This is a genomic window from Daejeonella sp., from assembly GCF_044348475.1.
Classification (GTDB): domain Bacteria; phylum Bacteroidota; class Bacteroidia; order Sphingobacteriales; family Sphingobacteriaceae; genus Daejeonella.
This window is the reverse complement of sequence record NZ_JBIKSU010000005.1, coordinates 21,712-47,605: the sequence shown is the minus strand read 5'-3', so window position 1 is coordinate 47,605 and position 25,894 is coordinate 21,712. Positions and strand designations below refer to the sequence as shown.

General features: G+C 37.7%; 25 protein-coding genes. 16 read left to right on the top strand and 9 right to left on the bottom strand.

Annotation, left to right across the window (positions count from 1 at the left end):
- The first annotated feature begins 69 nt into the window (after positions 1 to 69).
- Positions 70 to 1,119 (top strand): thiamine-phosphate kinase, encoded by a 1,050-nt coding sequence (thiL, locus tag ACIQZ6_RS02800; protein ID WP_395807991.1) that lies wholly within the window; start codon positions 70 to 72, stop codon positions 1,117 to 1,119.
- A 64-nt stretch (positions 1,120 to 1,183) separates the two neighbouring features.
- The gene (locus ACIQZ6_RS02795) at positions 1,184 to 2,641 is read left to right on the top strand and encodes an alpha-L-fucosidase (RefSeq protein ID WP_395807989.1); all 1,458 of its coding nucleotides are present in this window, start codon (positions 1,184 to 1,186) and stop codon (positions 2,639 to 2,641) included.
- Positions 2,642 to 2,717: 76 nt separating this feature from the next.
- Here the strand turns inward: ACIQZ6_RS02795 and rmuC are convergent, their stop codons facing one another.
- Both rmuC and ACIQZ6_RS02785 read right to left on the bottom strand, forming a co-directional pair.
- On the bottom strand, positions 2,718 to 4,034 hold the full coding sequence (gene rmuC, locus ACIQZ6_RS02790; protein WP_395807987.1) for a DNA recombination protein RmuC: 1,317 nt from the start codon (positions 4,032 to 4,034) through the stop codon (positions 2,718 to 2,720).
- Positions 4,035 to 4,074: 40 nt separating this feature from the next.
- Complete coding sequence (locus tag ACIQZ6_RS02785) at positions 4,075 to 5,211, bottom strand: NAD(P)/FAD-dependent oxidoreductase (RefSeq protein WP_395807985.1); 1,137 nt, start codon at positions 5,209 to 5,211, stop codon at positions 4,075 to 4,077.
- A 78-nt stretch (positions 5,212 to 5,289) separates the two neighbouring features.
- Between ACIQZ6_RS02785 and ACIQZ6_RS02780 the strand changes: the two genes are divergently transcribed.
- Positions 5,290 to 5,979, top strand: a complete 690-nt coding sequence (locus ACIQZ6_RS02780) for a zinc metallopeptidase (protein ID WP_395807983.1) — start codon at positions 5,290 to 5,292, stop codon at positions 5,977 to 5,979.
- 68 nt (positions 5,980 to 6,047) lie between these two features.
- Here ACIQZ6_RS02780 and apaG read toward each other — a convergent pair whose 3' ends face one another.
- Positions 6,048 to 6,434 carry a Co2+/Mg2+ efflux protein ApaG gene (apaG, locus tag ACIQZ6_RS02775; RefSeq protein ID WP_395807981.1) on the bottom strand — a complete coding sequence of 129 codons (387 nt, stop codon included), beginning with the start codon at positions 6,432 to 6,434 and terminating at the stop codon, positions 6,048 to 6,050.
- Between the two features lie 43 nt (positions 6,435 to 6,477).
- Complete coding sequence (gene dusB, locus ACIQZ6_RS02770; RefSeq protein WP_395807979.1) at positions 6,478 to 7,470, bottom strand: tRNA dihydrouridine synthase DusB; 993 nt, start codon at positions 7,468 to 7,470, stop codon at positions 6,478 to 6,480.
- A 78-nt stretch (positions 7,471 to 7,548) separates the two neighbouring features.
- On the opposite strand from dusB, the gene ACIQZ6_RS02765 reads away from it, so the two are divergent.
- Genes ACIQZ6_RS02765 through ACIQZ6_RS02750 form a run of 4 tightly spaced genes read left to right on the top strand, consistent with a single transcriptional unit; the run spans position 7,549 to position 10,615 of the window.
- Entirely contained in the window at positions 7,549 to 8,490 is a 942-nt protein-coding gene (locus ACIQZ6_RS02765; protein ID WP_395807977.1) for a lysostaphin resistance A-like protein, read from the top strand.
- Entirely contained in the window at positions 8,471 to 8,674 is a 204-nt protein-coding gene (locus ACIQZ6_RS02760; protein ID WP_306551987.1) for a putative signal transducing protein, read from the top strand. Before ACIQZ6_RS02765 ends, ACIQZ6_RS02760 begins: the two co-directional genes overlap by 20 nt.
- Positions 8,675 to 9,484, top strand: a complete 810-nt coding sequence (locus ACIQZ6_RS02755; RefSeq protein ID WP_395807975.1) for a phosphatidate cytidylyltransferase — start codon at positions 8,675 to 8,677, stop codon at positions 9,482 to 9,484.
- A 57-nt stretch (positions 9,485 to 9,541) separates the two neighbouring features.
- Positions 9,542 to 10,615 (top strand): energy transducer TonB, encoded by a 1,074-nt coding sequence (locus tag ACIQZ6_RS02750; protein ID WP_395807973.1) that lies wholly within the window; start codon positions 9,542 to 9,544, stop codon positions 10,613 to 10,615.
- A gap of 2 nt (positions 10,616 to 10,617) precedes the next feature.
- On the opposite strand, the gene mfd is transcribed toward ACIQZ6_RS02750, so the two are convergent.
- Complete coding sequence (mfd, locus tag ACIQZ6_RS02745) at positions 10,618 to 13,974, bottom strand: transcription-repair coupling factor (RefSeq protein ID WP_395807971.1); 3,357 nt, start codon at positions 13,972 to 13,974, stop codon at positions 10,618 to 10,620.
- 169 nt (positions 13,975 to 14,143) lie between these two features.
- On the opposite strand from mfd, the gene ACIQZ6_RS02740 reads away from it, so the two are divergent.
- The 5 genes from ACIQZ6_RS02740 to ACIQZ6_RS02720 are packed head-to-tail and all read left to right on the top strand — an operon-like array spanning position 14,144 to position 16,910.
- Positions 14,144 to 14,464, top strand: a complete 321-nt coding sequence (locus tag ACIQZ6_RS02740) for a DUF2752 domain-containing protein (RefSeq protein ID WP_395807969.1) — start codon at positions 14,144 to 14,146, stop codon at positions 14,462 to 14,464.
- Positions 14,442 to 14,819: a TM2 domain-containing protein gene (locus ACIQZ6_RS02735; protein ID WP_395807967.1), complete on the top strand. Its 378-nt coding sequence runs from the start codon at positions 14,442 to 14,444 to the stop codon at positions 14,817 to 14,819. The genes ACIQZ6_RS02740 and ACIQZ6_RS02735 overlap by 23 nt, the downstream gene beginning before the upstream one ends.
- A gap of 3 nt (positions 14,820 to 14,822) precedes the next feature.
- On the top strand, positions 14,823 to 15,050 hold the full coding sequence (locus ACIQZ6_RS02730; RefSeq protein ID WP_395807965.1) for a DUF2905 domain-containing protein: 228 nt from the start codon (positions 14,823 to 14,825) through the stop codon (positions 15,048 to 15,050).
- Between the two features lie 13 nt (positions 15,051 to 15,063).
- A complete protein-coding gene (locus tag ACIQZ6_RS02725; RefSeq protein ID WP_395807963.1) occupies positions 15,064 to 16,161 on the top strand; it encodes a Nif3-like dinuclear metal center hexameric protein in 1,098 nt (365 codons plus the stop codon).
- Positions 16,161 to 16,910, top strand: a complete 750-nt coding sequence (locus tag ACIQZ6_RS02720; RefSeq protein WP_395807961.1) for a zinc ribbon domain-containing protein — start codon at positions 16,161 to 16,163, stop codon at positions 16,908 to 16,910. Before ACIQZ6_RS02725 ends, ACIQZ6_RS02720 begins: the two co-directional genes overlap by 1 nt.
- Positions 16,911 to 17,061: 151 nt before the next feature.
- Here ACIQZ6_RS02720 and ACIQZ6_RS02715 read toward each other — a convergent pair whose 3' ends face one another.
- Entirely contained in the window at positions 17,062 to 18,138 is a 1,077-nt protein-coding gene (locus ACIQZ6_RS02715) for a 3-oxoacyl-ACP synthase III family protein (protein ID WP_395807959.1), read from the bottom strand.
- Between the two features lie 237 nt (positions 18,139 to 18,375).
- Between ACIQZ6_RS02715 and ACIQZ6_RS02710 the strand changes: the two genes are divergently transcribed.
- The gene (locus ACIQZ6_RS02710) at positions 18,376 to 18,720 is read left to right on the top strand and encodes a hypothetical protein (RefSeq protein ID WP_395807957.1); all 345 of its coding nucleotides are present in this window, start codon (positions 18,376 to 18,378) and stop codon (positions 18,718 to 18,720) included.
- A gap of 38 nt (positions 18,721 to 18,758) precedes the next feature.
- On the opposite strand, the gene ACIQZ6_RS02705 is transcribed toward ACIQZ6_RS02710, so the two are convergent.
- The 3 genes from ACIQZ6_RS02705 to rsfS form a co-directional block, all read right to left on the bottom strand.
- Positions 18,759 to 19,394 carry a lactate utilization protein C gene (locus ACIQZ6_RS02705; RefSeq protein ID WP_395807955.1) on the bottom strand — a complete coding sequence of 212 codons (636 nt, stop codon included), beginning with the start codon at positions 19,392 to 19,394 and terminating at the stop codon, positions 18,759 to 18,761.
- A gap of 74 nt (positions 19,395 to 19,468) precedes the next feature.
- A complete protein-coding gene (gene ftsH, locus ACIQZ6_RS02700; RefSeq protein ID WP_395807953.1) occupies positions 19,469 to 21,553 on the bottom strand; it encodes an ATP-dependent zinc metalloprotease FtsH in 2,085 nt (694 codons plus the stop codon).
- A gap of 49 nt (positions 21,554 to 21,602) precedes the next feature.
- On the bottom strand, positions 21,603 to 21,977 hold the full coding sequence (gene rsfS, locus ACIQZ6_RS02695) for a ribosome silencing factor (protein ID WP_395807951.1): 375 nt from the start codon (positions 21,975 to 21,977) through the stop codon (positions 21,603 to 21,605).
- A 43-nt stretch (positions 21,978 to 22,020) separates the two neighbouring features.
- Between rsfS and ACIQZ6_RS02690 the strand changes: the two genes are divergently transcribed.
- The 3 genes from ACIQZ6_RS02690 to pfkA are packed head-to-tail and all read left to right on the top strand — an operon-like array spanning position 22,021 to position 25,814.
- The gene (locus tag ACIQZ6_RS02690; protein ID WP_395807949.1) at positions 22,021 to 22,788 is read left to right on the top strand and encodes a biotin--[acetyl-CoA-carboxylase] ligase; all 768 of its coding nucleotides are present in this window, start codon (positions 22,021 to 22,023) and stop codon (positions 22,786 to 22,788) included.
- 7 nt (positions 22,789 to 22,795) lie between these two features.
- Positions 22,796 to 24,826 carry a cytochrome c biogenesis protein CcdA gene (locus ACIQZ6_RS02685; RefSeq protein ID WP_395807947.1) on the top strand — a complete coding sequence of 677 codons (2,031 nt, stop codon included), beginning with the start codon at positions 22,796 to 22,798 and terminating at the stop codon, positions 24,824 to 24,826.
- Positions 24,827 to 24,830: 4 nt separating this feature from the next.
- Entirely contained in the window at positions 24,831 to 25,814 is a 984-nt protein-coding gene (gene pfkA / locus ACIQZ6_RS02680) for a 6-phosphofructokinase (protein ID WP_395807945.1), read from the top strand.
- Positions 25,815 to 25,894: the final 80 nt, after the last annotated feature.

Here is a 25,894-nt window from a genome sequence, read left to right as displayed (position 1 = left end):
ACACCTTTGCCACCAAAAAAAAATGGTTTACTGATGAAAATTAGCACCTTTGTGTTTTAAGAAATTATCATGTTTGAAAACAAGGGACGCACAGAAATCGAGCAATTAGGAGAGTTTGGCTTAATCGATCATTTAACAAAAAATTTTGCGATCAGCAATAAAAGCACACTTAAGGCCATTGGCGATGATGCAGCCGTTTTGAATTTTGAAGGCAAGAAGACGCTAATTTCAACCGATCTTTTACTTGAGGGAATTCATTTTGATCTTGCCTACACACCATTAAAACATTTAGGCTACAAGGCCGTTCAGGTTAACCTGAGTGACATATATGCAATGAATGGCACAGCTACCCAAATCACGGTATCTATTGGCTTATCCAGCAAATTCCCCCTCGAAGCCATTGAGGAATTATATCAAGGCATTAGTATTGCCTGTGAAAAGTACGGTATTGATGTGGTAGGCGGTGATACAAGCTCATCTAAGCAGGGCCTAATCATTAGCGTAACCAGTATTGGTTATGCCGACGAAAAAGACATTTGTTATCGCAATGGTGCAAACGAAGGCGATCTGTTATGTGTTTCAGGCGATCTTGGTGGTGCATACATAGGGCTTCAGTTGCTTGAAAGAGAAAAAAACATATTTCTTGAAAACCCGAATATTCAGCCCGATTTAGAAGGTAAAGATTATATCGTAGAGCGTCAGCTTAAACCAGAATCTAGGAAAGATATCGTTGAAGCGTTGAAGCTTATGAAAATCAAGCCAACATCTATGATTGATATTTCTGATGGGCTCGCATCCGAGATATTGCACATTTGCAAACAGTCAAACAAGGGCTGCAATTTATACGAAGAAAAGATTCCTATTGATCCAATGACCTATGATACGGCTCGAGAATTTGGTATTGACCCTACGGTTTGCGCTTTAAACGGAGGTGAAGATTATGAACTGCTCTTTACAATTAAGCAATCTGATTTTGAAAAGATCAAAAACAATCCAGACATCTCCATTATTGGTCATATGACCGAAGCGTCGGCGGGTTGTAATCTAATCTCTAAATCAGAAAAAGTTCATCCAATTAAAGCGCAGGGCTGGAACTCTTTAAAAGCTAATCAGGAATAGGGTGTATTCAACGAAATTCAGAATATAAAAAAGGTATATATTTAATGATCTTATACTATAACCCATGAACACAAGAGCTTGTAAATTTTTTTTAGTCTTATTGACATGGTCAATAAGTACTATAGCACAAACCAATAATAATAATTCACCCGCACCGGTTTTTCCAATACCAAGCCCAGAGCAAATGTTGTGGCACGAAATGGAAACCAATGCATTTGTACATTTCACCACCAATACATTTACTGGTTTAGAGTGGGGGTTTGGTGATGAAAAGGAATCTATATTTAACCCTACTGCGCTAGATGCAGGTCAATGGGCTAAAACACTAAAAGAAACGGGTTTTAAAACCATGATTTTAACCACAAAACATCATGATGGTTTTTGTTTATGGCCAAGTAAGTATACCGAACATTCGATAAAGAATAGTCCTTATAAAAGCGGAAAGGGTGATTTGGTAAAAGAAGCAGCAGACGCTTCAAAAAAATTCGGGCTTAAATTTGGAGTTTACTTGTCGCCATGGGATAGAAACCATCCCGAATATGGCCGACCAGCTTATTTGGAATACTACAGAAACCAGTTAAAAGAATTATTTACGAATTACGGGCCAGTTTTTGAAATGTGGTTTGATGGTGCAAACGGAGGCGACGGATATTATGGCGGTGCTCGCGAGGCTAGAAAAATAAATGCCAAATCTTATTACGATTGGCCAAAAACCCTAGACATTGTTAGCAAAATTCAACCCGGGGTTATTTTTTTCAGCGATGCCGGACCGGGTGTTAGATGGGTAGGAAACGAACGCGGATTAGCTGGCGAAACCAACTGGAATACTATTTCAACAGATACTTTACATGCCGGAAAGTCTGGAATATCAGACATTTTAAATACGGGTTCAATTCATGGAGATCAGTGGATTCCCGCCGAAGTTGATGTTTCAATTCGTCCCGGATGGTTTTACCATGCCAAAGAAGACGATAAAGTAAAGACCCCTCAACAATTGTTTGATATCTATTTGACTTCTGTTGGAAGAGGATCAACCTTGCTTCTTAACATTCCGCCAGATCAGCGCGGTCTTTTTCATGAAAAAGATGTAGAATCTTTAAAGGGCTACAAAAAGCTTTTAGATACCGAATTTGCAAACAATTTGGCTAAACAAGCGAGCGTAAAAACCAATTCTTTTAGAGCTAATTCACCAAAATATGCTGGAGCAAACCTAACCGATTCGAACAAAGAAACATACTGGGCCACAAACGATGGTCAGTTAAGCGGTAGTTTTGAAGTTGACCTAGGTAAAGTTTCTAAGGTAAAGTACATCCTGCTGCAAGAATATATCAAGCTTGGTCAACGCGTTAAAAGTTTTACTGTGGAGGTGTGGAATAATGGACAATGGACCAAGGTTGCGGCTGCAAGCACCATAGGTTATAAAAGAATAGTAAAAATTGATCCCATTCAAGCCTCAAAAATTCGGGTTACGATACTGGATTCCAAAGCATGTCCGCTGATTTCAACTATAGAAGTATATTAATGGTCGATAAAAAATACAAAGGAACAGTTGTAACCATCACCTTTAAACTATTGCCTAAATCAGAACCATAGGTTTTTTAAAGATCATCTTCATTAATGAATTTTTGATCCAGTTGCTTTCCTGTCTTAGCACCCAGTTTCTTGATCTTTTCTGCAGTAATGCTAAGATTACCCCTGCCGCTAGACAATTTGTTTATAGCTTTATCATAAGCATCTTGACTTTGCCTGATGTTTTTACCGATACCCTCCATGTCGCCAACAAAACCAATAAATTTATCATACATCTCACCACTTAGTCTGGCAATTTCCATTACGTTGCGGTTCTGACGTTCCTGTTTCCACATACTAGCAATGGTGCGCAATGTGGCTAGTAGCGTTGATGGGCTTACAATAACCACCCGTTTATCCCAGGCAAAATTGAACAGTTCGGCATCTTTTTGAACCGCAATTCCAAAAGAAGATTCTATCGGAACAAATAACATCACAAAGTCGGGTGAGTTGATCTTATAGAGCTCGCTGTAGTTTTTTGATGATAACTCTTGGATGTGATTTCGTATAGAGGCAACATGCTGTTTTGTAAATAATTCGCGATCTTCTTCGGTTTCGCTATTTACTAGGCGTTCATATGCAATTAAAGAAACCTTGGCATCAATAATCAAGTGCTTATCATCAGGAAGATCAATAACCACATCGGGTTGAAAACGACCACCTTCAGACGATTGATGTGAAGCCTGGATTCTGTATTCCTGATCTTTCACTAATCCAGAACGCTCCAAAACCCTTTCTAAAATCATTTCGCCCCAGTTTCCTTGCTTTTTATTATCTCCCTTTAATGCTTTGGTCAGGTTTTGTGTTTCAAGGTTCATCAGGTTAGACTGCTCAATCAGCTGGTTAATATGACCTTTCAAAACATTTCTTTCATCCGATTCGGCCTTGTACACCTTTTCAACTTTTTCTTCAAACGCCTTAATGTTTTCTTTGAATGGATTTAAAATAATATCCAGGTTGGTTCGGTTTTCTTCAGTGAATTTCTTTGTTTTTTCATCTAGGATTCGCGAGGCTATTAGCTCAAAATCTTTATTGAATTTTTCTTGATTATCTCTGATTTCTGCTTTTTGTTCGTCGACTTTTTCCTGTTGTGCCCTCAAATAGGAACGCGAGCTTTCCAGAGATTTCATTGCTTCGGTTAGTTTTTCCCGTTCAGAATCTAACTCTTTTTGCAGCTTATCTGATTCTGCCTTCAGGTTATCGGCACGTTCTTCAGCTTTTGCTTTGCTTATATTTAATTGGTCGATTACTTCCTGACTTATTCCCCCTGTTTTTGTCTTGGTTCTGACGAATATAAAAAACAGAATAATCACCAATGCTGCAACGATAATACTATAGATTTCCATTTTGTTGAAATTTATTTAAAATACATTTTTGGCTACTCTTTTAAAGATCAATAAGATTTGCGACTTGCTCACCAAGCAGGCTTCCCATTGCAATACCCATTCCATTGCATCGAACCGCACAATAAAGACCGGGCCCGATCTTCTTTACAATCGGTTTCAATTCCTTTCCAAATCCCATAACCCCACTCCAACGCTGTTCAATCTTAACTTTTTGTTGTGGAACGATGGTTCCAAAAAGCAATTTTTCAAGATATTCTTGAATAATATCTGTGATTCCAATTTCAAGTGTTTGCTCAGTTTCAAAATCAAGATCTCTGCCTCCACCTAGAAGAATACGATCACCAACATTTCTGAAATAGGTATACCCCCGGTTATAATGAAAACTCCCTTTAATTTTCAAACCCTTTATGGGCTGGGTAATCAAAATTTGTCCCCTTCCGGGAATTACATCTAGTTCTGGAATTAACTCTGCTCCGAATGCATTGCTTGCTAAAATTATAGATTTTGCTTTGAATTTACCCTGATTGGTGATGAGAGCTTGTTCATTTAATTCAGATTCAATTTTTAGCACCCGGCAATTATTAAAAACCGAAACGCCCAACCCTTGCACTTTTGATACTAATGCGAGCATCATTTTTCCGGTGTCTATCTGGCCTTCGTAGTTGTTTTGGATGAGGTTTGTGATACCATTCATGCCGAAATCAGCAATTTTAGCATTATTAACTGCATAAATGTCAGGCTTTCCAATTACCGACCCTAGCAATTTATTAAAGTAGGGAATCTGTTCAATACACGTTTTTGCAAAATCTAATTCTGATTCCTTAAATACTTCATAACCGCCGTATTGTTTAAATAAAATAGCCTTATCTCCCAAATTTTTTCTCAGCTTTTCCAGCCCCTTCCAGCGCAACTCTATTAATTCCGCGATTTGCTCTTCGCTTCCTGTTTTTAATTCTTCAATTAGCTCTGAAATGCTTCCAAAGCATGCAAAACCCGCATTTTTAGTGCTAGCGCCTGCGGGCAGGAACCCAGCCTCTAACACCCCAATTTTTAATTTGGGTTTTTGTGATTTTAGGCTTAAAGCTGCACTTAATCCCACAATCCCGCTGCCGATTATCAAAACATCCAAACCGCTTAAAAAGGACTCTTGTTCCCAATAAGAAAAATTATTTTTCATACGTTATTAAAGGTAAATTATTTGTGATTATTTTTATTCGGAATAATTTTTGAATGGTTTATTAATAAATTAAATAAAATGGGAATAATTTTAATGATAGTCATAGCCGTAGTAAGTTTTGCGGTTCAATGGCGTTTCAAAAGTAAATTTAAACAGTATACCGAAATGCCTCTTGGATCTGGCTATAGCGGAAAGGATATAGCAGATAAAATGTTAAAGGACAACGGTATTTATGATGTCCAGATCATTTCGGCCGAGGGGCAGTTGTCAGATCATTATAACCCTGCTGATCGTACCGTAAATTTAAGCCCGGAGGTTTACCATGGAAGAAGTGTTGCCGCGGCAGCTGTTGCCGCACATGAATGCGGACACGCAGTTCAGCATGCAAAAGCATACAGCTGGTTAAAATTCAGATCTTCAGTAGTACCCGCTGTGAACGTAGCATCCAAGATTACGCAATGGGCCTTAATGATTGGCGTGATGCTCATGATTTTTTCTGGGGATATTACGGTTCTAGCAATTGGAGTTGTGGCATTGGCTATAGTTACGCTATTTGCCTTTATTACCCTCCCTGTTGAATTTGATGCAAGTAATCGGGCATTGGTATGGTTACAGAATAATCGGGGCATTATGCAGGCCGATAGTGAGAATGATCAGGCCAAAGATGCACTTTGGTGGGCTGCAATGACTTATGTGGTTGCCGCCTTAAGTTCTCTTGCAACTCTGGTATATTATGCCAGCATGTTGATGGGCAGAAGAGACGAATAATTTAGGTTTAATAAAAAAGCCCCGTACTGATAATAATCAATACGGGGCTTTTTTGTATAGAAACTTTTTTAATTAAGTTTAAAAGGTGTGATCAAATAAAATTCAGGGATATTGACCCGAAAAGTTTGACCATCTACTATTCGTTTCATTTCATATGAACCCTTCATACTACCAATATCTGTTTTTAAATTACAGCCTGAAACATATTCATGATTGTTTCCGGGTTCAATTACGGGTTGTTGACCTACTACTCCTTCGCCTTCAACCTCACGTTTTGTACCATTAGAATCGAAGATAGTCCAGTGGCGATTCATCAATTGAACACTGTATTCACCCATGTTTTCTATTTTTACCCGATATGCGAACATGAAATGCTCGTTTACCGGATTAGAGTATTCTGGTTGGTATATGGTGTCTACCGATACTTTTACTCCGTCAGTAATCTTTGTTACCATAATGTATTGACTTTATGAGGGACAATATAAAAATAAAATTTTATCAGACCATTTCAGTTTGGAAACGTTCATTAATTTCTTCAAGAACAGCATGAATTTCATCAATGCTCTCGAGCGAAACTAACTTCATCCGATATTCCTTAAAATCAGCTATACCTTTAAAATAATTGGCATAATGCCTTCTCATTTCAAAAACCCCTGTTTTATTACCTTTCCAGGCAATAGACTTGTCTAAGTGTGTTTTACAAACTTCTACCCGCTCAGTGATTGTGGGTTCAGCTAAATATTCACCCGTTTTAAAAAAGTGTTTGATTTCTCGGAATATCCATGGGTATCCAATCGCAGCTCTGCCAATCATGATACCATCAATTTCATATTCCATACGCCAAAGGGCAGCTTTTTCTATAGAGTTTACATCTCCATTTCCAAAAATTGGAATCTTTATTCTCGGGTTTCTTTTGATTTCCCGAATCAGAGTCCAGTCTGCTTCACCTTTATACATCTGAGCACGGGTACGCCCATGGATGGTTAAGGCCTGAATTCCGATATCCTGCAAACGCTCGGCTACTTCGTAAATATTTTTGGTGTTATCATCCCATCCAAGACGGGTTTTTACCGTTACCGGAAGATGTGTAGATTCAACAACGGCTTTTGTCATTAAAACCATTTTATCAATATCCTGCAATAAACTTGCCCCAGCACCACGGCAAGCCACATTTTTTACAGGACAGCCATAGTTGATATCGATTAGATCGGGTTTTGCCAGTGTGGCAATGCGAGTTGCTTCACGCATACTTTCAATTTCACTGCCAAAAATTTGTATACCAATTGGTCGCTCATATTCAAAAATATCAAGCTTTGCACGGCTTTTAGCCGCATCCCGAATTAGACCCTCTGACGAGATAAATTCAGTATACATCATATCTACCCCATTCTGTTTACATACAAAACGGAACGGCGGATCGCTCACATCCTCCATTGGAGCAAGTAAAAGCGGGAACTCCCCTAAATCAATATTTCCTATCTTTACAGACATTAGCTATCTTTCGAACGTGTATTTTTACATGATCTTATTGATCGATGTAAAAAGCAAAATTACAAATAAATTATTAGCATGTTTAAATCAAGGTCAACAGAACGTCATCCTTTTAGCTCACTGTTACTATTGCTTCTTTTGGTATTTACTTGCGCCATAGCTTTTACCATTATTGCGTTTGTAGCCGGCATTTTAATCTATGGTTTTCAACCCATTATTAGCATGTCAGAAAGCGATTCGTCTAATGTCGAAATGCTTAGGCTATTGCAGATCGTTTCATCTTTCGGGATGTTTGTAGTGGCGGCCTTTATATTTGCAAAAATTCAAAGTAGCGATTGGTTAACGTACTTAAATCTCAAAAAATTTAATCTCGTTTTAGCAATACTTACGCTTTTGATCATACTCAGTTTTAGTCCACTCTTAGAGTTTAGTAATGAGCTGAACAAGAACATGGTTTTACCCAAATTCTTAAATGAACTTGAGGCTTGGATGAAATTGAAGGAAGCCCAAATGGCTGAAATGACCAAGCAGCTGCTTGTCATGAAATCAATTCCCGTATTATTAATCAATTTGTTAATGCTTGCGATCATACCAGCTGTTGGTGAAGAGTTTATATTCAGGGGTTGTTTACAGAAGATATTTGGCCGCTGGATTGGTAATTACCACATTGCTATCTGGATAACGGCAATTATTTTCAGTGCCATACATTTTCAGTTTTATGGTTTTATGCCGCGTATGTTACTAGGTGCCTTGTTTGGATATCTTTTAGTTTGGAGTGGTAGTCTATGGCTTCCAATTCTTGCTCATTTTATGAATAATGGCGTTGCAGTAGTTACTGCCTATGTTTTTCAGCAGCAGGGAAAGCCCTTAGAATTGATGTATGAATCTGATCCAGCTAGCCAGCCAGTTTTTATTGCAAGCATTGCTGTTATGGCAGTATTGCTCTGGTATTTTTACAACTATAGTTTTAAATTAAAAGAAATAAATACAGAGCTATCTGATGGAAGCAGGCTGGGTTAAGGTATATACATCTGCTGATTTTTTTAAATCAGAATTGGTACGACAAGTTTTAATTGATCATGAAATTGATGCTATTCTTATCAATAAGCAGGGTTTTCCTTATCGAATTGGCGAGGCTGAGGTTTATATCCATGAAGGTAATGCTCAAAAAGCATTAGAAATAATCACAGAAAACGAATTATAAATGAAAACAAGGGCTATAACAGGTTTTATTTTTGCATTTATTGTATTGGCTTTGATTCTGATCAATGGTTATTCATTTACTGCCCTTTTTATAATTATTACCACCCTGTGCACACTAGAATTTTATAAACTGGTTAAGGCTGGTGATGTAAAACCCCAAGTAATTACTGGGCTTGTGTTGGTATTTAGTGTGATTATTCCTTTTATCTTTCATTTTTTATACGGCAAACCCATTAGCAATTTACTTTTTTGTGTCCCATTTATCATTCTTGTTATCATTACTGAGCTGTATAGAAATCACAGCATTCCATTCCATAATATCGCTTACACAATCTTTGGGGTTGTTTATGCAACGGTACCCTTCTGTTTTTTTTATGCCCTTGCTTTTAGCAATGGCCAATACTCGTTCCATTATCCCCTTGGTTTTATACTTATGCTTTGGTCTAGTGATACTGGAGCGTACGTTTTTGGGATCACTTTTGGAAAAAATCGTCTTTTTGAAAGGCATTCACCTAAAAAAAGTTGGGAAGGTTTTGCCGGAGGGCTTATATGCAGCATGCTAACCGCATTTATTTTAAGTATCTATTTTACTGAGTTGCCGCAAATTCACTGGTTGGTGATTGGTGCCATTATTGCATCTGCGGGTACCCTGGGTGATTTATCCGAATCAATGCTAAAGCGTAGCCTCTCAACAAAAGACTCGGGATCATTCCTTCCTGGGCATGGGGGTTTTCTCGACCGCTTTGATGGACTTTTGCTAGCAGCTCCTCTTGTTTTTGTATATTTACACGTGATCACAATTAATTTTTGATCCTAGCCCTAAAATTGGAATTCTTTTTATTTAACCTCCAGTAGAATCCTAAAATTTATGGAGCAGAACTTTTACACTAATCCAAATCCGGGCCCAGAGAACCAGCCCAAAGCCGATCGCTCATTATTGTATATGGGTATCGTACTTGGTCTTGTTATTGTAATCTTGGGCTATCTCACTCTTTTTGTTGATGATGCAGCGAGTGTTTTTTCTAGTAAAGAAGAAGCAAAGTTGGTTACCATAGTAGAGAACAATTCAGATGTTCTGAATGAGAATTCTGCGATGGATGATGAAGAGGTTAAAAATTCATTGATCAAGTTTATAGAGGTTTTTTACACCGATCAGAAAAAAGGATATTTTGACCCACCAAGTTATTTTCCACCCATAACCCGTACGTACTATAATTATCATAATCTAACCTATCAGAGAATTAAGGAGCTTCATTGGAAGCGAATGGCAGACAGGAAGAATTTTGATTTGAATTGGATCGTTTCTACTCTTGAATTTGATCGAAGTGGAAATGAATTAATTGCCAGCTATTGGACAGTAGTTCGCTATTTTCAGCCTTCCCGCAATCAGGATGTGACAGCTGATATCCAATACGAAATGATTATTAATCAGGAAGGGAAGATCAGCTCATTAAGAGAGCTGGAAATAAAGAATCTTGTTGAAACACCCCATAACTCTTCAATTGATACTTCTAGGAGTGTAGAAATCGCAATTGGCCCTGATGTAAAATCATCTGAGAAGGAAATTCAGCTGAGTCAATCAGCCGAGTCTGTAAATGAAGGCTTAAGATATGAAGGGAAGTTGTATGATCTTGGAAATGTAGAGCTAGCTCCAGAATATCAGGGTGGGCAAAAAGCACTGCTTAAATTTTTGGCCGCTAAACTCAAGTATCCCGTACGCGCAAAAGAGAACAAGGTTCAGGGTAAGGTTTATATTGGTTTTATTGTAGAAAAGAACGGTAGCCTGAGTGATTTCAAGGTGGTTAGGGGCCTTGGTGCTGGTTGCGATGAAGAAGCAATACGTATACTTAAATTAAGCCCGATCTGGAAACCGGCTTATGTTAATGGAAAGCCTGTTAGAACTTCCTATACGCTACCCATAGCCTTTCAGTTAGGTATTTAAAGTTAATTACAATCAGGTACCAGTGCAATTTCTTGCAACATTTCAATTGCGGTATCTAGCGTTTGAACATGTTCAATGGCTAAGCGAAGCGTGTTTTTTACTTCTTTCAGATTGCTGATTCTGGGATGAGCTTGCAAAAATGAAAGTACCTTGCCAAACTGTTCCGTTTCAAAATAAGCTGATTGCTTATTTGTAAGAAAATATCCCCTTAATACTCCGTTCTTAAATGAGATCTTTTCAAATCCAATCATTTTACCAAGATTCTGCAGGCGCCAGGTATTGATCAGCTCAATTACCTGTTGCGGAACTGGTCCGAATCGATCTGCCAATTTCTGTCTAAAAGCATCTAAATCCACCTCATTTTCAATGTTTGAAAGCTCGGTATATAAATTGTAACGTTCGGCAATATTGGTTACATATTCATCAGGTATCATTACCTCCAGATCAGTATCAACATGGGTGAATGATATGAAAGGCCTTGGTTTTTCATCACTAAACAAATTTTTGAACTCATCGTCTTTCAACTCCTGAATGGCTTCATCAAGAATTTTATGATACATTTCAAAACCAATTTCAGCAATGAATCCGCTTTGTTCTGCTCCCAAAAGATTTCCACTTCCGCGAATATCCAAATCGCGCATAGCCACATTAAATCCGCTGCCCAAATCCGAAAACTCTTCTATGGCGCTCAGTCGTTTGCGGGCCTCATTGGTGAGTGTTGACAACGGCGGACTTAAAAGATAGCAAAACGCTTTCTTGTTGGAACGCCCAACACGCCCACGCATTTGATGCAGATCACTTAGGCCAAACATGTGTGCATGATTGATTAGAATTGTATTTGCATTGGCGATATCTAATCCCGCTTCAATAATTGTTGTGGCAACTAAAACGTCATACTCGCCCCCAACAAATTTTAGCATCACATCTTCTAGTGCATCACCTTCCAGTTGCCCATGAGCTATTCCAATTCTGGCCTTTGGAACCAAGGTATTGATCAGCCCACCAAGTTGCATCAGGTCTTGAACTCTGTTATGAATGAAAAAAATCTGTCCTCCACGGTCAATCTCAAACTCTACAGCTTCTTTGATCAGCTTTTCGTTGAAAACATGAAGTTCGGTAAGAACAGGCTGCCGGTTTGGTGGTGGAGTACTGATGATACTCAGATCTCTTGCACCCATCAATGAAAAATGAAGTGTGCGTGGAATTGGTGTAGCCGTTAAGGTTAAGGTATCTACATTGGCTCTGAACTGCTTCAGTTTTTCTTTAACTCCCACCCCAAATTTTTGCTCTTCATCAATGATCAGTAGACCCAGATCTTTAAATTTTACATCTTTACTTACAATTCTGTGTGTACCTATGATAATATCAACCTTGCCCTGAGCAAGTTTTTCGAGGGTTTCTTTGATCTGTTTTGCTGATTTAAACCGATTGATATAATCGATATTGCACGGAAAATCTTTTAGTCGCGAAGTAAAAGTTTTAAAATGCTGTAAGGCCAGAATGGTAGTAGGAACTAGAATGGCTACTTGTTTGCTGTCTGTTACTGCTTTAAACGCTGCACGAATAGCGATCTCTGTTTTTCCAAATCCTACATCACCACACACCAACCGATCCATTGGATGAGCTGATTCCATGTCTTTTTTTACATCTGCGGTAGCTTTTACCTGATCGGGCGTATCTTCATAAATGAAAGATGCTTCAAGTTCGGTTTGTAGGTAAGTATCGGGAAGAAATGCTGTTCCAGTCTGTGATTTTCTAATTGCGTAAAGTTTGATCAGATCGCGGGCAATATCTTTAACTTTTTTTTTCGTGGTTTTCTTCAGTTTTTCCCAGGTATCTGTTCCAAGCTTATTCATTTTGGGAACAGTTCCTTCTTTTCCCGAATACTTAGAGATGCGGTTCAGAGAATTGATATTCACATAAAGTAAATCATTATCGGCATAAATTAGGCGTATCATTTCTTGCGATCTGCCATTCACATCAACTTTTTCGAGTCCAGCATATTTACCGATTCCATGGTCTATATGCGTAATAAAATCACCGGGCTTTAGATCGCGAAGTTCTTTCAGGGTAATTGCCTGACTACGGATATAGCCTCGCTTTAATTTGTATTTGTAATATCTGTCAAAGATCTGATGATCAGTATAGCAGGCCAATTTTTGTCCATGGTCAATAAATCCTTCTCTTAGCGACAGGTGAATTGGTTTGAATTGAATTCCCGCTTTTAAATCGTCAAAAATGCTGTATAAACGTTCTATCTGTTTTGTAGAATCGGTGAAGATCAGGTTTTCGACACCCGCATTTTCATTTTCTTTGAAGTTATGAATGAGCAGATTAAAATCTTTGTTGAATGAGGGCTGGGGTTTTGTATCGAAGTGAATGGTTTCATCTGCTTCGTAAAAAAACTGTTTACCAAACTCAATCAGATCAAAATCTTTAAGCTGGTCAGCCAGCATTTTTTCATCTGTGAAGTTAAATTTTGGATCAATCCATTGAGGATTTTGATTCTTATCTTCAACAGCTAATGCCTTCCAGAATTCAACCGCTTTTTTAAATCCTGTTTTTACAATGTCAAGTGTGAATTCTACATCTTTGAACCAGATGATACTATCCTGATCAATGTATTCAAGAAGGGATATATTGTGGTCTGTTAGAAATTTCGACTGAACATTGGGCACAACGGTAATGCTTTTTACCTGTTCAACCGAAAGCTGGTTTTCAATTTCAAAGGTTCGTATACTTTCTATATAATCAGCAAAAAACTCGATTCGGTAAGGAAGTTCGTGCGAAAAAGAAAAGATATCTACAATTCCTCCCCTGATTGAAAACTGTCCGGGTTCATAAACAAAATCAACACGTTCAAATTCATATTCGATCAAAAATTCATTGATGAATTCAATACTTAGTTTGTTTCCTACAGAAATTTCGAGTGTATTTTTTTCAAGTGCTTGCCGGTCGATGACCTTTTCTGCTAAGGCCTCTGGATAGGTAACTATTATTTTTCCGAATTCACTGGCATGATTTAGTTCGTTTAACACTTCGGCTCGCTGCAAAACATGGCTGTTGTCGACCTGGGTAAATTCAAATGATTTTCTGAATGATGAGGGGAAAAACAAAACCTCTTTTTCAAGAAGGCTTTCAAGATCGTTCAAAAAATACGCTGCTTCTTCGCGTTCTGGTAGCACAAAGATCAAGTGCCTGTGAAGTAAAAAATACGCAGCTATCGCAATGACCGAATCACTTGACCCGATAAGACCTTTTAAATGAACCCGAGTTTTTCTGCCCTTATTTAGGCTTTCTGCCAGGATGGCTATGCGGGGGTCCGATTTATACTGAATTAAAATATCCCGAATGTTCACGCCCTGATTTTCAATTCAAATATACTATTTAGGCGACAAATATTTTTCGTTGAGGTTTAATAGGATGCATTTCTGCTTATTAAATTCATGCTAAATTGCAATTTGGTCAAATCAAAAAATTTGAGTAACATAGTATGAATTCGTTACTCTTATCATTCAAGAGAATCACATGCTAAAAAAAATACCTATAGAATTAATGGTTTGGGCTGGAGCTTTATTGTTCCTTGCATGTACTAAGACCTCTGGTATGTCACATTCTTCATTATGTCCACTTCACCTTCTCGGTTTTGATTGGTGTCCTGGATGCGGATTGGGCCGGTCAATCAGGTACATGCTTCATGGAGATCCCATACGTTCATTTGGTCAGCATTGGTTTGGAATTCCGGCATTATTTATCCTGATTTACAGAATCATACACTTATTAAATAATTTCCTTATAAATTTATATAATTCAACACAGTTTCAACATGGAAAGAGACATACTAGTTAATTTAAAGGGCATGAGCCCCGATGAATACTCTTATTTGAGGCAGATTTTAACTGAAATGAATGAGCGGCAGTCTCAGAATTTCGTTGCATTTTATTCGAACCGTCGCAAAGATCCTCAAGAAATTCTTCTCTTCACATTACTTGGCTTTTTAGGTATTGCCGGAATACAGCGTTTTATTGTTGGTAATATAGGCATGGGTATTCTATATGTTTTGACAGCTGGTTTATGTTTTATTGGGACAATAGTTGATACCATTAATCATAAAGCCTTAACTTTTGAGCATAACCGTAAGGCTGCAAATGAGTGTGCACTTCTAGTCAAAATGATGGATAATCCACCATTGAATTCTATTTAATTTATGAATAGCGGGACTGGAAAGATCCTCATATTGTCTGGACTTTTACTATTTTTTATAGGATTACTGATCTATTTTTTTCACGATAAATTGAGCTGGATAGGAAACTTGCCAGGAGATTTGAAGATTGAGCGGCCGGGTTTCAAACTTTATACTCCCTTTACCACAATGATTCTATTCAGTATTCTAATCAGTTTGATTATTCGGATTTGGAGCTGGATAAACAAATAGGGTATCTTTGAATATGAAATTAAGAGAATTAACCTCTTTTCTTGAAGAGATCGCACCATTGGCTTATCAAGAAGACTATGATAATTCAGGTCTTATTGTGGGCAATCAGGATATGGAAGTATCTGGCGCCCTGATCTCTTTAGATTGCACAGAGTCTGTTATTGATGAAGCCATCCAGCTCGGTTTCAATTTGATCATTTCTCACCATCCCATTGTTTTCAAGGGCCTTAAAAAGTTTAATGGAAATAGTTATGTGGAACGGGTGGTGATCAAAGCAATTAAACATGATATTGCCATTTATGCGATACACACAAATTTGGATCATATCCTGCAAGGTGTGAACAAGAAAATATGTGAAAAGCTGGATATCCGAAATGTTAGCATTTTGAAAGTTAAAGCAGGTGTTCTTAAAAAATTGGTCACTTTTTGCCCCTTAGCAGCTGCAGACAATGTGCGAAAAGCACTTTTTGAAGCTGGTGCTGGAATGGTCGGAAATTATTCGGAATGCAGTTTTAATGTAGAAGGTATTGGTACGTTTAAGGCTAGTACTGGTTCTGTTCCGTATGTTGGTGAAATTGGTAAGCAGCACCATGAAGCCGAAGTGAGGATTGAGGTTATTTATCCAGTAAATAGGGAGCGAGTGATCATTGCTTCGCTGCTTGGGGTGCATCCTTACGAAGAAGTTGCCTATGATATTTATCCCTTAACTAATGGTTTTCAAGAGGTTGGATCGGGAATGATAGGCAACCTTGAAGCAGATTGGGATGAGCTTGAATTTTTGAAATTTGTTAAACAAAAATTGGGCGCCAAAGTTATTCGTCATACCGAATTGAGATCGAAAAAAATCAGGAGAGTGGCGGTTTGCGGTGGTTCTGGCAGTTTTCTCTTGCAAAATGCACTAAATGCAGGTGCAGATATTTTTATCACTGCAGATTTTAAATATCATGAGTTTTTTGACGCTGAAGGAAAACTAATTATTGCCGATGTTGGACATTTTGAAAGTGAGCAGTTTACACAGGAATTATTGTTGGAATTAATTACAGAAAAATTTTGTAACTTTGCCCTCCGTTTAACATCACAGAACACAAACCCCATAAATTATTTGATTTAATGGAACAATCAGTAGAAGAGAAATTAAAAGCATTATTCGAACTTCAAACCCTTCACACACAGATCGATAAGATCCGTCAAACAAGAGGTGAACTTCCAATGGAGGTTGCAGACCTTGAAGATGAAGTTGCAGGTTTAGAAACCCGGATACAGAAAATAAAGGCAGAACTTGATGAACTTGAGGATTCGATCGTAACTCGCAAGAACATGATTAAAGAGGCTCTTGCTGCTACAAAGAAGTATGAAACTCAACTTAACGATGTTAAGAATAACCGTGAATACGATGCGATATCTAAAGAGGTCGAAATCCAGGGTTTAGAAATTCAGGTTTCTGAGAAAAAGATAAAAGAATTTTCGTTCGACATTCAGAACAAAACCGATATCTATGAAAAAGCCTTAGCTGTTATTACTGAGCGCAAAAAAGATCTTGAGTTAAAGAAAGCTGAATTAGATACGATTACTGCTGAAACCGAGAAAGAGGAAGCAAGTATCCAGGCAAAAGCTGTAGTAGCTGAAAAACATATTGAGGAACGTCTCTTGATTGCATATCACCGTTTGCGCAGTAATGCAAAAAATGGACTTGCAGTAGTTACCATTAAACGTGATTCATGTTCAGGATGTTTTAATCAGATTCCTCCACAAAGACAATTAGATATCCGTCAGCGTAAGCGTATTATTGTATGTGAGCATTGCGGCAGAATTGTTGTTGACGAAGGCTATGCTGAAGAAGTAGTACCAGCAGCTGTTTAAGCTTCTTTTATAATATTATTAAGCGATCAGGAAACCTGGTCGCTTTTTTTTTGCGTTTTTAGTTTAATTTTTGGCCTATGATAATAGTATTGAAAACAGATATAAACCCAGTGCTGAATTCGCAAAAAATAGGGATAGAAAAACGCTTTAATTAAAAGCGATAAACCATAGAGTTTATATTCATCCCGGCACCAACCGAAGTAAATACAACCGTATCTCCCTTGTTGATTTGGTGCTCATTCAGTTTGTTTTTCAAGATTAAATCCAATAAAGTTGGAACCGTTGCCACTGAACTATTACCAAAATTTGCAATGGTCATTGGCATCACATTCATTGGTGTATCTGTGATTCCATTTAATTTGAACAGCCTTTTAAGAATGGCCTCATCCATTTTTCCGTTTGCCTGATGAACCAGTACTTTTTTTACATCCCGCACATCAGTTCCTGATTTGTCAAGTGTTTGCTGAATAACAAGAGGTACATTTTTTAAGGCGTACTCATATATTTTTCGGCCATCCATTTTTATGAACTGATCGTCTGTTATAAGATCAGGATTGCTGGAACCACCTGAATAAAGATAGTAGGCTTCTGCTGAGGTATGAGTTTGTGTTTTATGTGCTAATATCCCTTCATTTTCTGTTATTCTTCCTTCTAAAATGGTTGCACCAGAACCGTCGGCATAGATCATGCTATCTCTATCATGGGGGTCTGTAACTCTGGATAAGGTTTCTGTCCCAATGATAAGTACCCGCTTGGCATCACCTGAGCGGATATAATAATCTGCCTGTATCATTCCCTGCAACCATCCCGGACAACCGAAAGGAAGATCATAGGCTACACAATCCGGGTTTTTTATCCCCAATTTATGCTTTATCCTTGATCCCAGAGTTGGAAGTACATCTACACGAGTACTTCCTGTTGCAATATCTCCAAAGTTGTGTGCAACAATGATATAATCTAAAGTTTCAGGGTCAATAGCAGAACTTTCAATAGCATTTAAAGCCGCAAAATAGCCCAAATCAGACGCCATATGCTCTTTATTTGCATAACGACGTTCTTCAATTTCGGTAATGTCTTGAAATTTTTGTATCACTTCAGAATTCTCACGTAAAATGGGTTCGCCATTTTTTTCGTAAAAACGATGTTCTAAAAAGTCATTATTTGAAATGATATTTACAGGTACAAAACTACCCGTTCCTACGATTATAGACTTGATACTAGTGCTCATTAAAAGAAATTATACGGAATACTATATTGGTTTATTGTATTAAAGGTACGTATTCTTTTCAAATTAACTATCTCATCTCTAGAATAGGCACTATTGATATTATGATTGAAAGAAAAATGCGCTTAGAAATTGGCTGTTTTTTAATGATGTAAAAGCACTCAATATATTTCTGTACTTTTGTTTCTGTATTTTATTTTGAAGAAAATCATAAAGATTTAATTCTCCAAAATTATTTTTATGAAAAACTTAATTCTTGAATCCGAACCTTTGGTGGTTTTTTCACCCGATGTTGATTCTAATCAGGCTTTTGCTGAATTAGAAATCCAACTAATCGGTAATTTAAATCTATCTGTTATAGATTCTGCAAGTGGACGTCCGGTTAGCCATGCATTAATTAGTATGGATAGTATTGGAAAAACAGCTGTATGTGGAGCCTGCGGAAAAGTTAGTTTACACGATCTTAATTCTGGAAAATATCTTTTGGATATCATTTCGCCGGGTTTCATAGCTCAAACCATATCACTTAGTATTCATACTACTGGTACCTATGAGTTGGAGGTGAAAATGATCAGTAATATCTGATCTATATAGCGTCCAGTATTTGGATATACTGCTATCTTTTAATTCTCCAGCAGAAAAACATAGAGCTCTTTTGGTCCGTGTGCGCCTAAAACCAGTGTTTTCTCTATATCTGCCGTTCTACTCGGTCCGGTAATATTTGATACCATACTAGGCATGTTTTCAGGATATTTTTCCTTCAAAAGTTTAAATCCGTCTTTTAGATCGAGTACCAATTGAGAAGTGTAGGCTATCACGATATGTATGTGCGGATAGATACTTAATCTTCTTCCAGCTGCTGTTCCATTCGAAACAAGTACACTCCCATTCCGAGCAACCAAAGCTTCACAATAAGTGATACCCACATCTGCATTTAAAAACTCAGTATCGGTACTGTAAAAAGGGAATTCATACTTGTTTAGTAATGACTGCAATTCAGTTTCCCATGCGTATATTCTTCGCCAATTATTTTTCTCAGCAAGGTCAAGCAAGTTTTCGATAAGCTGAATTTCGTCTTCGCAGAACACAAAATTTCCTGAAACTGCACTTAATTGTCCGGCAAAAAGAACATCCAAATGATCGTTATATTCTTCGTAAAGCGGGGTATCTTCTAAATTTGGATAAGGGTTATCGCGTTTTTCAAGAAGTGCCTTTCGGATCTTCTTCAACATCTTTTCTTTAGAAGTTGTTTCTTTCATGGACACCTATCTATTAAATCACGAAACCAGAACATTTTGTATGTTTTGATTTCGTGATCATATTATGATTTATGTTAATCTTTTTTTGAACTTTTTTTTGGAAGATCAATACTTTGATCTACTGTTTCTTCTTGTTTAATTTCTTCTATTTCTTCTTTGGGCTCAATTCCATTCACAAATTCATCATATGTTGTACGATTGTCAAACGGACGCTTTCCTAAAATTTCTTCCAGGTCTGATTGAAAAAGAATCTCTTTTTCCAATAGTTTTTCAGCAAGCTTTTCAAGTCCATCCCGTTTTTCAGTAAGTAACTGCTTGGTACGTTGATAGGCCCGATCAATCAGATTACGAACTTCAACATCAATCATTTCGGAGGTTTTTTCAGAGTATGGTTTGTTGAACTGATATTCTCCCTGCGTATCGTTGAATGAAACATTACCTACTTTATCGTTCATACCATAAATAGTTACCATGGCATAAGATAATTTTGTGATACGTTCCAAGTCATTTTGAGCGCCTGTGGATATTTTATTGAACACAAGGTCTTCGGCTACCCGACCACCCAATGTCATACACATGCCATCAATCAATTGTTCTGTGGTATATAGGAACTGTTCTTTTGGCAGATATTGAGCATAACCCAATGCCGCTACCCCACGAGGTACGATTGAAACCTTAACCAAAGGATCGGCATGTTCCAAGAACCAACCCGCAATGGCGTGACCTGCTTCATGATAAGCTACAATTCGTTTTTCTTCAGGAGATATGATTTTATTCTTTTTCTCTAATCCACCAATCACACGATCCACTGCATCCTGGAAATCTTGCATATCTACAGCTTCTTTATTGCGACGGGCTGCAATCAGGGCTGCTTCATTACAAACATTCGCAATTTCGGCACCCGCAAAACCAGGAGTTTGAGCTGATAATTTTTTAGCGTCTACACCTTTTGCAAGTTTTAATGGTTTCAGGTGAACTTTAAAAATTTGTTCACGCCCAACTAAATCAGGCTTATCAATGGATATCTGACGGTCAAATCGTCCCGGACGAAGTAAAGCTGTGTCTAATACGTCTGGTCTGTTTGTTGCTGCCAGAATGATAATTCCGGAGTCAGTTCCAAATCCATCCATCTCAACCAGTAACTGATTTAATGTATTTTCTCTTTCGTCGTTTCCACCAACAATATTATTCTTTCCACGGGCACGTCCAATGGCATCTATCTCATCAATAAATATGATACAAGGGGCTTTTTCTTTTGCTTGTTTGAACAGATCTCGAACACGCGATGCACCAACCCCAACAAACATTTCAACAAAATCTGAACCTGAAAGTGAGAAAAATGGAACCTGAGCTTCGCCCGCAACCGCTTTTGCCATTAGGGTTTTACCAGTTCCCGGAGCACCAATCAAAAGTGCACCTTTAGGTATCTTACCTCCCAGATTGGTATATTTTTTTGGATTTTTCAGAAAATCTACGATCTCCATCACTTCCTGTTTTGCCTCTTCTAATCCGGCAACATCATTGAATGTAATGGTTACCTGAGATTCTTTATCGAATAATGTAGCCTTTGATTTTCCAATATTGAATATCTGACCACCACCGCCACCACCGGCACCACCACCCATCCGTTTCATTATAAATACCCAGAAACCAACAAGCAAAAGCACAGGTAAAATAAATGACATGAACCACCCAGCCCAAGGACTTTCTCTGGTTTCAGAAACTATTGGTGTACGCTGATTAGCCGGAAGGGCTTTCTCTGCTTCATTGATCTTACTTTCAAAACTCTCATAGGTAGCCTGTGTAAACGTATACTGAGGCCCTGTAGGTGCTGCATTAAAACTACCCTTAGGTTTTACATCTTCGTATTTTTTTTGATCTAAACGATCTTTCTTGATGTATACATCGATACTATAAAGATCGCCGTTTTTATAAGAGACTAGTTTTTCAACATCACCAGTTTTCAACATTTCGGTTTCGAACTTCTGGTAACTGATCGTTTTTGCATTGTTCGAGCTGAATATGTACTGAACAACAAATAAACCCAGTATAATGACAGCATAAAGCCACATTATATTAAACTTAGGTGGTTTAGCTACGATTTTTTTTCCTGGTATTTTTTTGATGGGCTTCTTCGTATCCGAATTATTTTCTTTCATTTTATAGCAATAAGTATTTTTATTTTAACCAGCATTTACCTTGAAAGGTTTATGCACTTTTATAGGATTGCAGTTCTGCATCTCCCCAAAGATCTTCAATTCCATAGTACTGCCGCTTGTCGGTTTTGAAAATATGAACTACAACATCGACATAATCAAGAATAATCCAATCGGCCTGCTGATATCCTTCTTTTCGCCATGGCTCAAGTTTTAGCGCTTTAAAAACTTCTTCTTCAACACTTTGTGCAATAGCTTTTAGTTGGGTAGATGATTCGGCATGGCAAACCACAAAGTAATCGGCAACAGAGCTGTGTATATTTCTTAAATCAAGACGTACAATTTCATTTCCTTTTTTTTCTTGTATGCCATGAACAACAAATTCAGAGATTGAGGTTGATTCTTGAGCATTTTTATTTTTTACCATTAAAAAATTTTAGTTTTGATAAATTATATAAAGCAAATCTTCATTGCAAAATAATACTTTTTCAGGACTATTTGTTGGTCATAATCTAATTACCTTAAAAGAAGTAGACTCAACAAATACCTTTCTTAAGGATGCTGTGTCAAAATCTACGCCATTATTGGATGGTACTGTAATAATGGCAGAGAAGCAATTTGCCGGAAGAGGCCAGGCCGAAAATTTATGGCAAAGCGAAGCGGGTAAAAACCTGACTTTTAGTATCCTATTGAAGCCGTCTTTTATTGCCGTGGATAGGCAATTTGAACTTAATAAGGCAATTAGCATTGCTCTAAATGATGTTTTAATAAACTATATTCCTGCAAGTGCTTTTATTAAATGGCCCAATGATCTGTATATCTACACTAAAAAAATTGGTGGAATGCTGATTGAAAATATTGTTCAAGGCAATAAAATTAAGTATGCCATAATTGGGATAGGTTTGAATGTGAATCAAGAATATTTTCCTGCAAATCTTAAAAATGTTACCTCACTTAAACAAGAATTACATCAGGATTACGACTTATTGGGATTATTAGGTGAAATTTGCAGTGCTGTTGAAGCCAGGTATCTTCAGCTTAAAGCTGGATCGTTTAAAAAGATCAATGATGAATATCTGAATATGTTATACCTAAGGGATCAATGGGCTTCATTCAAGTTTGATGGAAGGATTCAAAATGGAAAGATCATTGGAATAACTGACATTGGACAGCTCATACTGGAAACAGAACAGGAGACAAGAATTTTTAACACTAAAGAAATTGAGTTTATAAATTAATAAGAACATGAAGAAACTTTTCGGAATAGTATTACTGTTTTTTTGTTTTGCTGCACAGGCTCAGTTTCCTGATCCTAATGCCAAGATATTTGACCCAGTCAACTGGTCTTATTCATCAGAAAAAATAAATGATAAAGAGTTTGATCTGTTAATAACAGCAAAAATTGAAAAGGGATGGCATCTTTATTCTCAGTTTATTGAAGAAGGAGGGCCAATTCCAACTTCCTTTAAATTCAATCCTTCTGCTGCATATAAGCTAATTGGGAAAGTTACTGAAAGCCCTAAACCAGTAACTGCTTTTGATAAGAATTTTAATATGCAAATAGCCTGGCATAAAGATCAGGTAGTATTTAAACAGCGCATTAGCTTAAATAAACCTGTAACAGCTATTACAGGTGTACTTGAATTTATGGTTTGTGATGATCAACGTTGCCTGCCTCCCGCCGAAGTTGAATTTGAGATTCCTCTAGTTGCTGGTTCTGAAGTTATAACAGCTTCAGAAAATAGTACCCCAGACAGTGCTATCGAAGCCGGGCAAGTAATTGATACTAGTTCCAGTATGCTTGCTTCAGCTGTAGTTTCTAATAAAACGGCTTCTAAGGCCGAGGGGTCTTTATGGGCCATATTCATCGCCGGATTTATTGGAGGCCTTGCCGCGTTTTTTATGCCCTGTATCTACCCAATGATTCCGATGACGGTTTCATTTTTTACCAAGCAGTCGGGTTCAAGAGCAAAAGGAATTAGAAGTGCCATTGTTTATGGTGTATCAATTATTATTATTTATGTTGCCTTGGGCTTATTAATAACCCTGATCTTTGGTGCCTCGGCCCTAAATGAAGCTGCCAGCAGTGCCACTTTCAATCTTTTATTCTTTGTGGTTCTGATCATTTTCGGAATTTCTTTTCTGGGTGCATTTGAGATCACTCTTCCTTCCGCTTTAGTTAATAAAATGGATGAAAAGTCAAATCAAAGCGGCTTCATGGGTTTATTTTTTATGGCGTTTACACTTGCCCTGGTTTCATTTTCATGTACAGGCCCAATTATTGGTACCCTGTTGGTTGATGCAGTTTCTAAGGGTTCATACTTAGGCCCAGCAATTGGGATGCTTGGATTTTCATCAGCATTGGCAATTCCTTTCACGCTGTTTGCAATATTTCCATCTTGGTTGAAAGAGATGCCAAAATCAGGCGGATGGCTAAACACCGTAAAGGTATCACTCGGCTTCCTGGAAATTGCTCTTGCCTTTAAGTTCTTATCAAATGTTGACCTTGCTTACCATTGGGGTATTTTTAATAGAGATATATTTTTGATCATTTGGATTGTGATTTTTGGAATGTGGTCACTTTATTTGCTAGGTAAACTTCGTTTATCACATGATTCCGAGATCAATTTCCTTTCATTACCAAGGTTATTCTTTGCTATGTTTATTTTGGGATTCACCATTTATATGATACCGGGTTTATGGGGAGCGCCATTAAAAGGTATTAGTGCCTGGCTACCACCACAGACTACTCAGGAATTTGATCTTTACTCAAATGCCGGATCTGCGGTAACTAAGATCGAGACATCTGGAAAAAAGTATGCCGGCTTGTTTCATGCGCCACATGGTTTGGATGCATTTTATGATTATGAACAGGGTCTTGCTTATGCAAAAAGTGTAAACAAACCTATTTTGATTGATTTTACAGGATGGAGCTGTACCAATTGTCGTAAAATGGAGGCCAGTGTATGGCCTGATAAGGAAGTATTGCGTCGCCTTCGCGAAGATTATGTTTTGATATCTTTATATGTGGATGATAAAACAGAACTAAGTCTGGAAGAGAAATACAATTCAGCGTTTAGTGGAAAAAAAGTAAGTTCGATTGGGCAAAAATGGAGTGATTTTCAGGCCTCAAAATTCGGTACTAATTCACAGCCATATTATGTGATAGCTGATCATACTGGAACCGTGTTAGTTGCGCCACAGGCATTTAATTTGGATGTAAATAATTACATTAAATTTTTAGAAAGCGGTAAGGTCGCTTTTGAAAAAAAATAATAAAATGAATAAAGCAAATATTAAAAATATTGGTGTTTTTACTTCTGGAGGCGATTCGCCTGGAATGAATGCCGCAATTCGTGCGGTTGTAAGAACCGCATTGTATTATGATTTGAATGTTACAGGCATTTTGCGTGGCTATGACGGAATGATCAGCGGTGAATTTAAGCAGATGGATAGAAAATCAGTTGCAAACATCATTCAGCGTGGTGGAACCTTATTAAAAACTGCCAGAAGCGATGAATTCCGAACAAAAGAAGGCAGAGCTAAGGCGTACGAACAGTTAGTGAACAATGGAATTGATGCCATTGTGGCTATTGGTGGTGATGGTACATTTACAGGAGCCAATATTTTTCATGAAGAGTTTAATATTCCCGTTATCGGACTTCCCGGAACCATTGATAATGATTTAATGGGTACCGACTTTACTATTGGTTATGATACTGCCATAAATACTGTTATTGATGCTGTAGATAAGATACGTGATACCGCCGAGTCGCATGATAGGTTGTTTATTGTTGAAGTTATGGGCCGTGACTCCGGTTTGATTGCTTTGAGAAGTGGAATTGGTACTGGTGCCGAGGCCATTTTGATCCCTGAAACCAAAACAGATATCAATGCTTTGATTCATCGATTGGAAATAAGCAGGAAGGATAAGTCGTCAAAGATTATAATTGTTGCCGAAGGAGATGATGCCGGTGGCGCCTTTGAAATTGCAAAAAATGTAAAAGATAAATTCCCAGGTATTGATACTAGGGTTTCTATTTTAGGTCATATTCAAAGAGGCGGAGCGCCATCCTGTATGGACAGGGTGCTGGCCAGCAGGTTGGGCGTAGCGGCTGTTGAAGCATTGATGCAAAGTAGAACCTGTGAAATGATTGGTATAGTGAATCAGAAAATACATTTCACCCCCTTTAGTAGTGCCATTAAACATAATACAGATGTAAATTCTGAGCTATTGAAGATCGTTGATATTTTATCGCTCTAATGTAAAAAATTTGTAATTTCTGCATTTTTGAATTACGGGGTTTTATAGTTAAACATCAGGTTAAAACTTAATTAATCCTT

Bases quoted from the DNA above. Each gene is read 5' to 3' on its own strand.
- ACIQZ6_RS02795 (WP_395807989.1), top strand. From the start codon at position 1,184: ATGAACACAAGAGCTTGTAAATTTTTTTTAGTCTTATTGACATGGTCA.
- ACIQZ6_RS02720 (WP_395807961.1), top strand. From the start codon at position 16,161: ATGGAACAATCAGTAGAAGAGAAATTAAAAGCATTATTCGAACTTCAA.
- dusB (WP_395807979.1), bottom strand. From the start codon at position 7,470: ATGTCTGTAAAGATAGGAAATATTGATTTAGGGGAGTTCCCGCTTTTA.
- ACIQZ6_RS02785 (WP_395807985.1), bottom strand. From the start codon at position 5,211: ATGAAAAATAATTTTTCTTATTGGGAACAAGAGTCCTTTTTAAGCGGT.
- ACIQZ6_RS02755 (WP_395807975.1), top strand. From the start codon at position 8,675: ATGAAAACAAGGGCTATAACAGGTTTTATTTTTGCATTTATTGTATTG.
- ACIQZ6_RS02760 (WP_306551987.1), top strand. From the start codon at position 8,471: ATGGAAGCAGGCTGGGTTAAGGTATATACATCTGCTGATTTTTTTAAA.
- ACIQZ6_RS02725 (WP_395807963.1), top strand. From the start codon at position 15,064: ATGAAATTAAGAGAATTAACCTCTTTTCTTGAAGAGATCGCACCATTG.
- ftsH (WP_395807953.1), bottom strand. From the start codon at position 21,553: ATGAAAGAAAATAATTCGGATACGAAGAAGCCCATCAAAAAAATACCA.
- apaG (WP_395807981.1), bottom strand. From the start codon at position 6,434: ATGGTAACAAAGATTACTGACGGAGTAAAAGTATCGGTAGACACCATA.
- ACIQZ6_RS02750 (WP_395807973.1), top strand. From the start codon at position 9,542: ATGGAGCAGAACTTTTACACTAATCCAAATCCGGGCCCAGAGAACCAG.
- ACIQZ6_RS02735 (WP_395807967.1), top strand. From the start codon at position 14,442: ATGGAAAGAGACATACTAGTTAATTTAAAGGGCATGAGCCCCGATGAA.
- ACIQZ6_RS02780 (WP_395807983.1), top strand. From the start codon at position 5,290: ATGGGAATAATTTTAATGATAGTCATAGCCGTAGTAAGTTTTGCGGTT.
- ACIQZ6_RS02715 (WP_395807959.1), bottom strand. From the start codon at position 18,138: ATGAGCACTAGTATCAAGTCTATAATCGTAGGAACGGGTAGTTTTGTA.
- ACIQZ6_RS02710 (WP_395807957.1), top strand. From the start codon at position 18,376: ATGAAAAACTTAATTCTTGAATCCGAACCTTTGGTGGTTTTTTCACCC.
- ACIQZ6_RS02765 (WP_395807977.1), top strand. From the start codon at position 7,549: ATGTTTAAATCAAGGTCAACAGAACGTCATCCTTTTAGCTCACTGTTA.
- thiL (WP_395807991.1), top strand. From the start codon at position 70: ATGTTTGAAAACAAGGGACGCACAGAAATCGAGCAATTAGGAGAGTTT.
- ACIQZ6_RS02685 (WP_395807947.1), top strand. From the start codon at position 22,796: ATGAAGAAACTTTTCGGAATAGTATTACTGTTTTTTTGTTTTGCTGCA.
- ACIQZ6_RS02705 (WP_395807955.1), bottom strand. From the start codon at position 19,394: ATGAAAGAAACAACTTCTAAAGAAAAGATGTTGAAGAAGATCCGAAAG.
- rsfS (WP_395807951.1), bottom strand. From the start codon at position 21,977: ATGGTAAAAAATAAAAATGCTCAAGAATCAACCTCAATCTCTGAATTT.
- rmuC (WP_395807987.1), bottom strand. From the start codon at position 4,034: ATGGAAATCTATAGTATTATCGTTGCAGCATTGGTGATTATTCTGTTT.
- pfkA (WP_395807945.1), top strand. From the start codon at position 24,831: ATGAATAAAGCAAATATTAAAAATATTGGTGTTTTTACTTCTGGAGGC.
- ACIQZ6_RS02740 (WP_395807969.1), top strand. From the start codon at position 14,144: ATGCTAAAAAAAATACCTATAGAATTAATGGTTTGGGCTGGAGCTTTA.
- ACIQZ6_RS02730 (WP_395807965.1), top strand. From the start codon at position 14,823: ATGAATAGCGGGACTGGAAAGATCCTCATATTGTCTGGACTTTTACTA.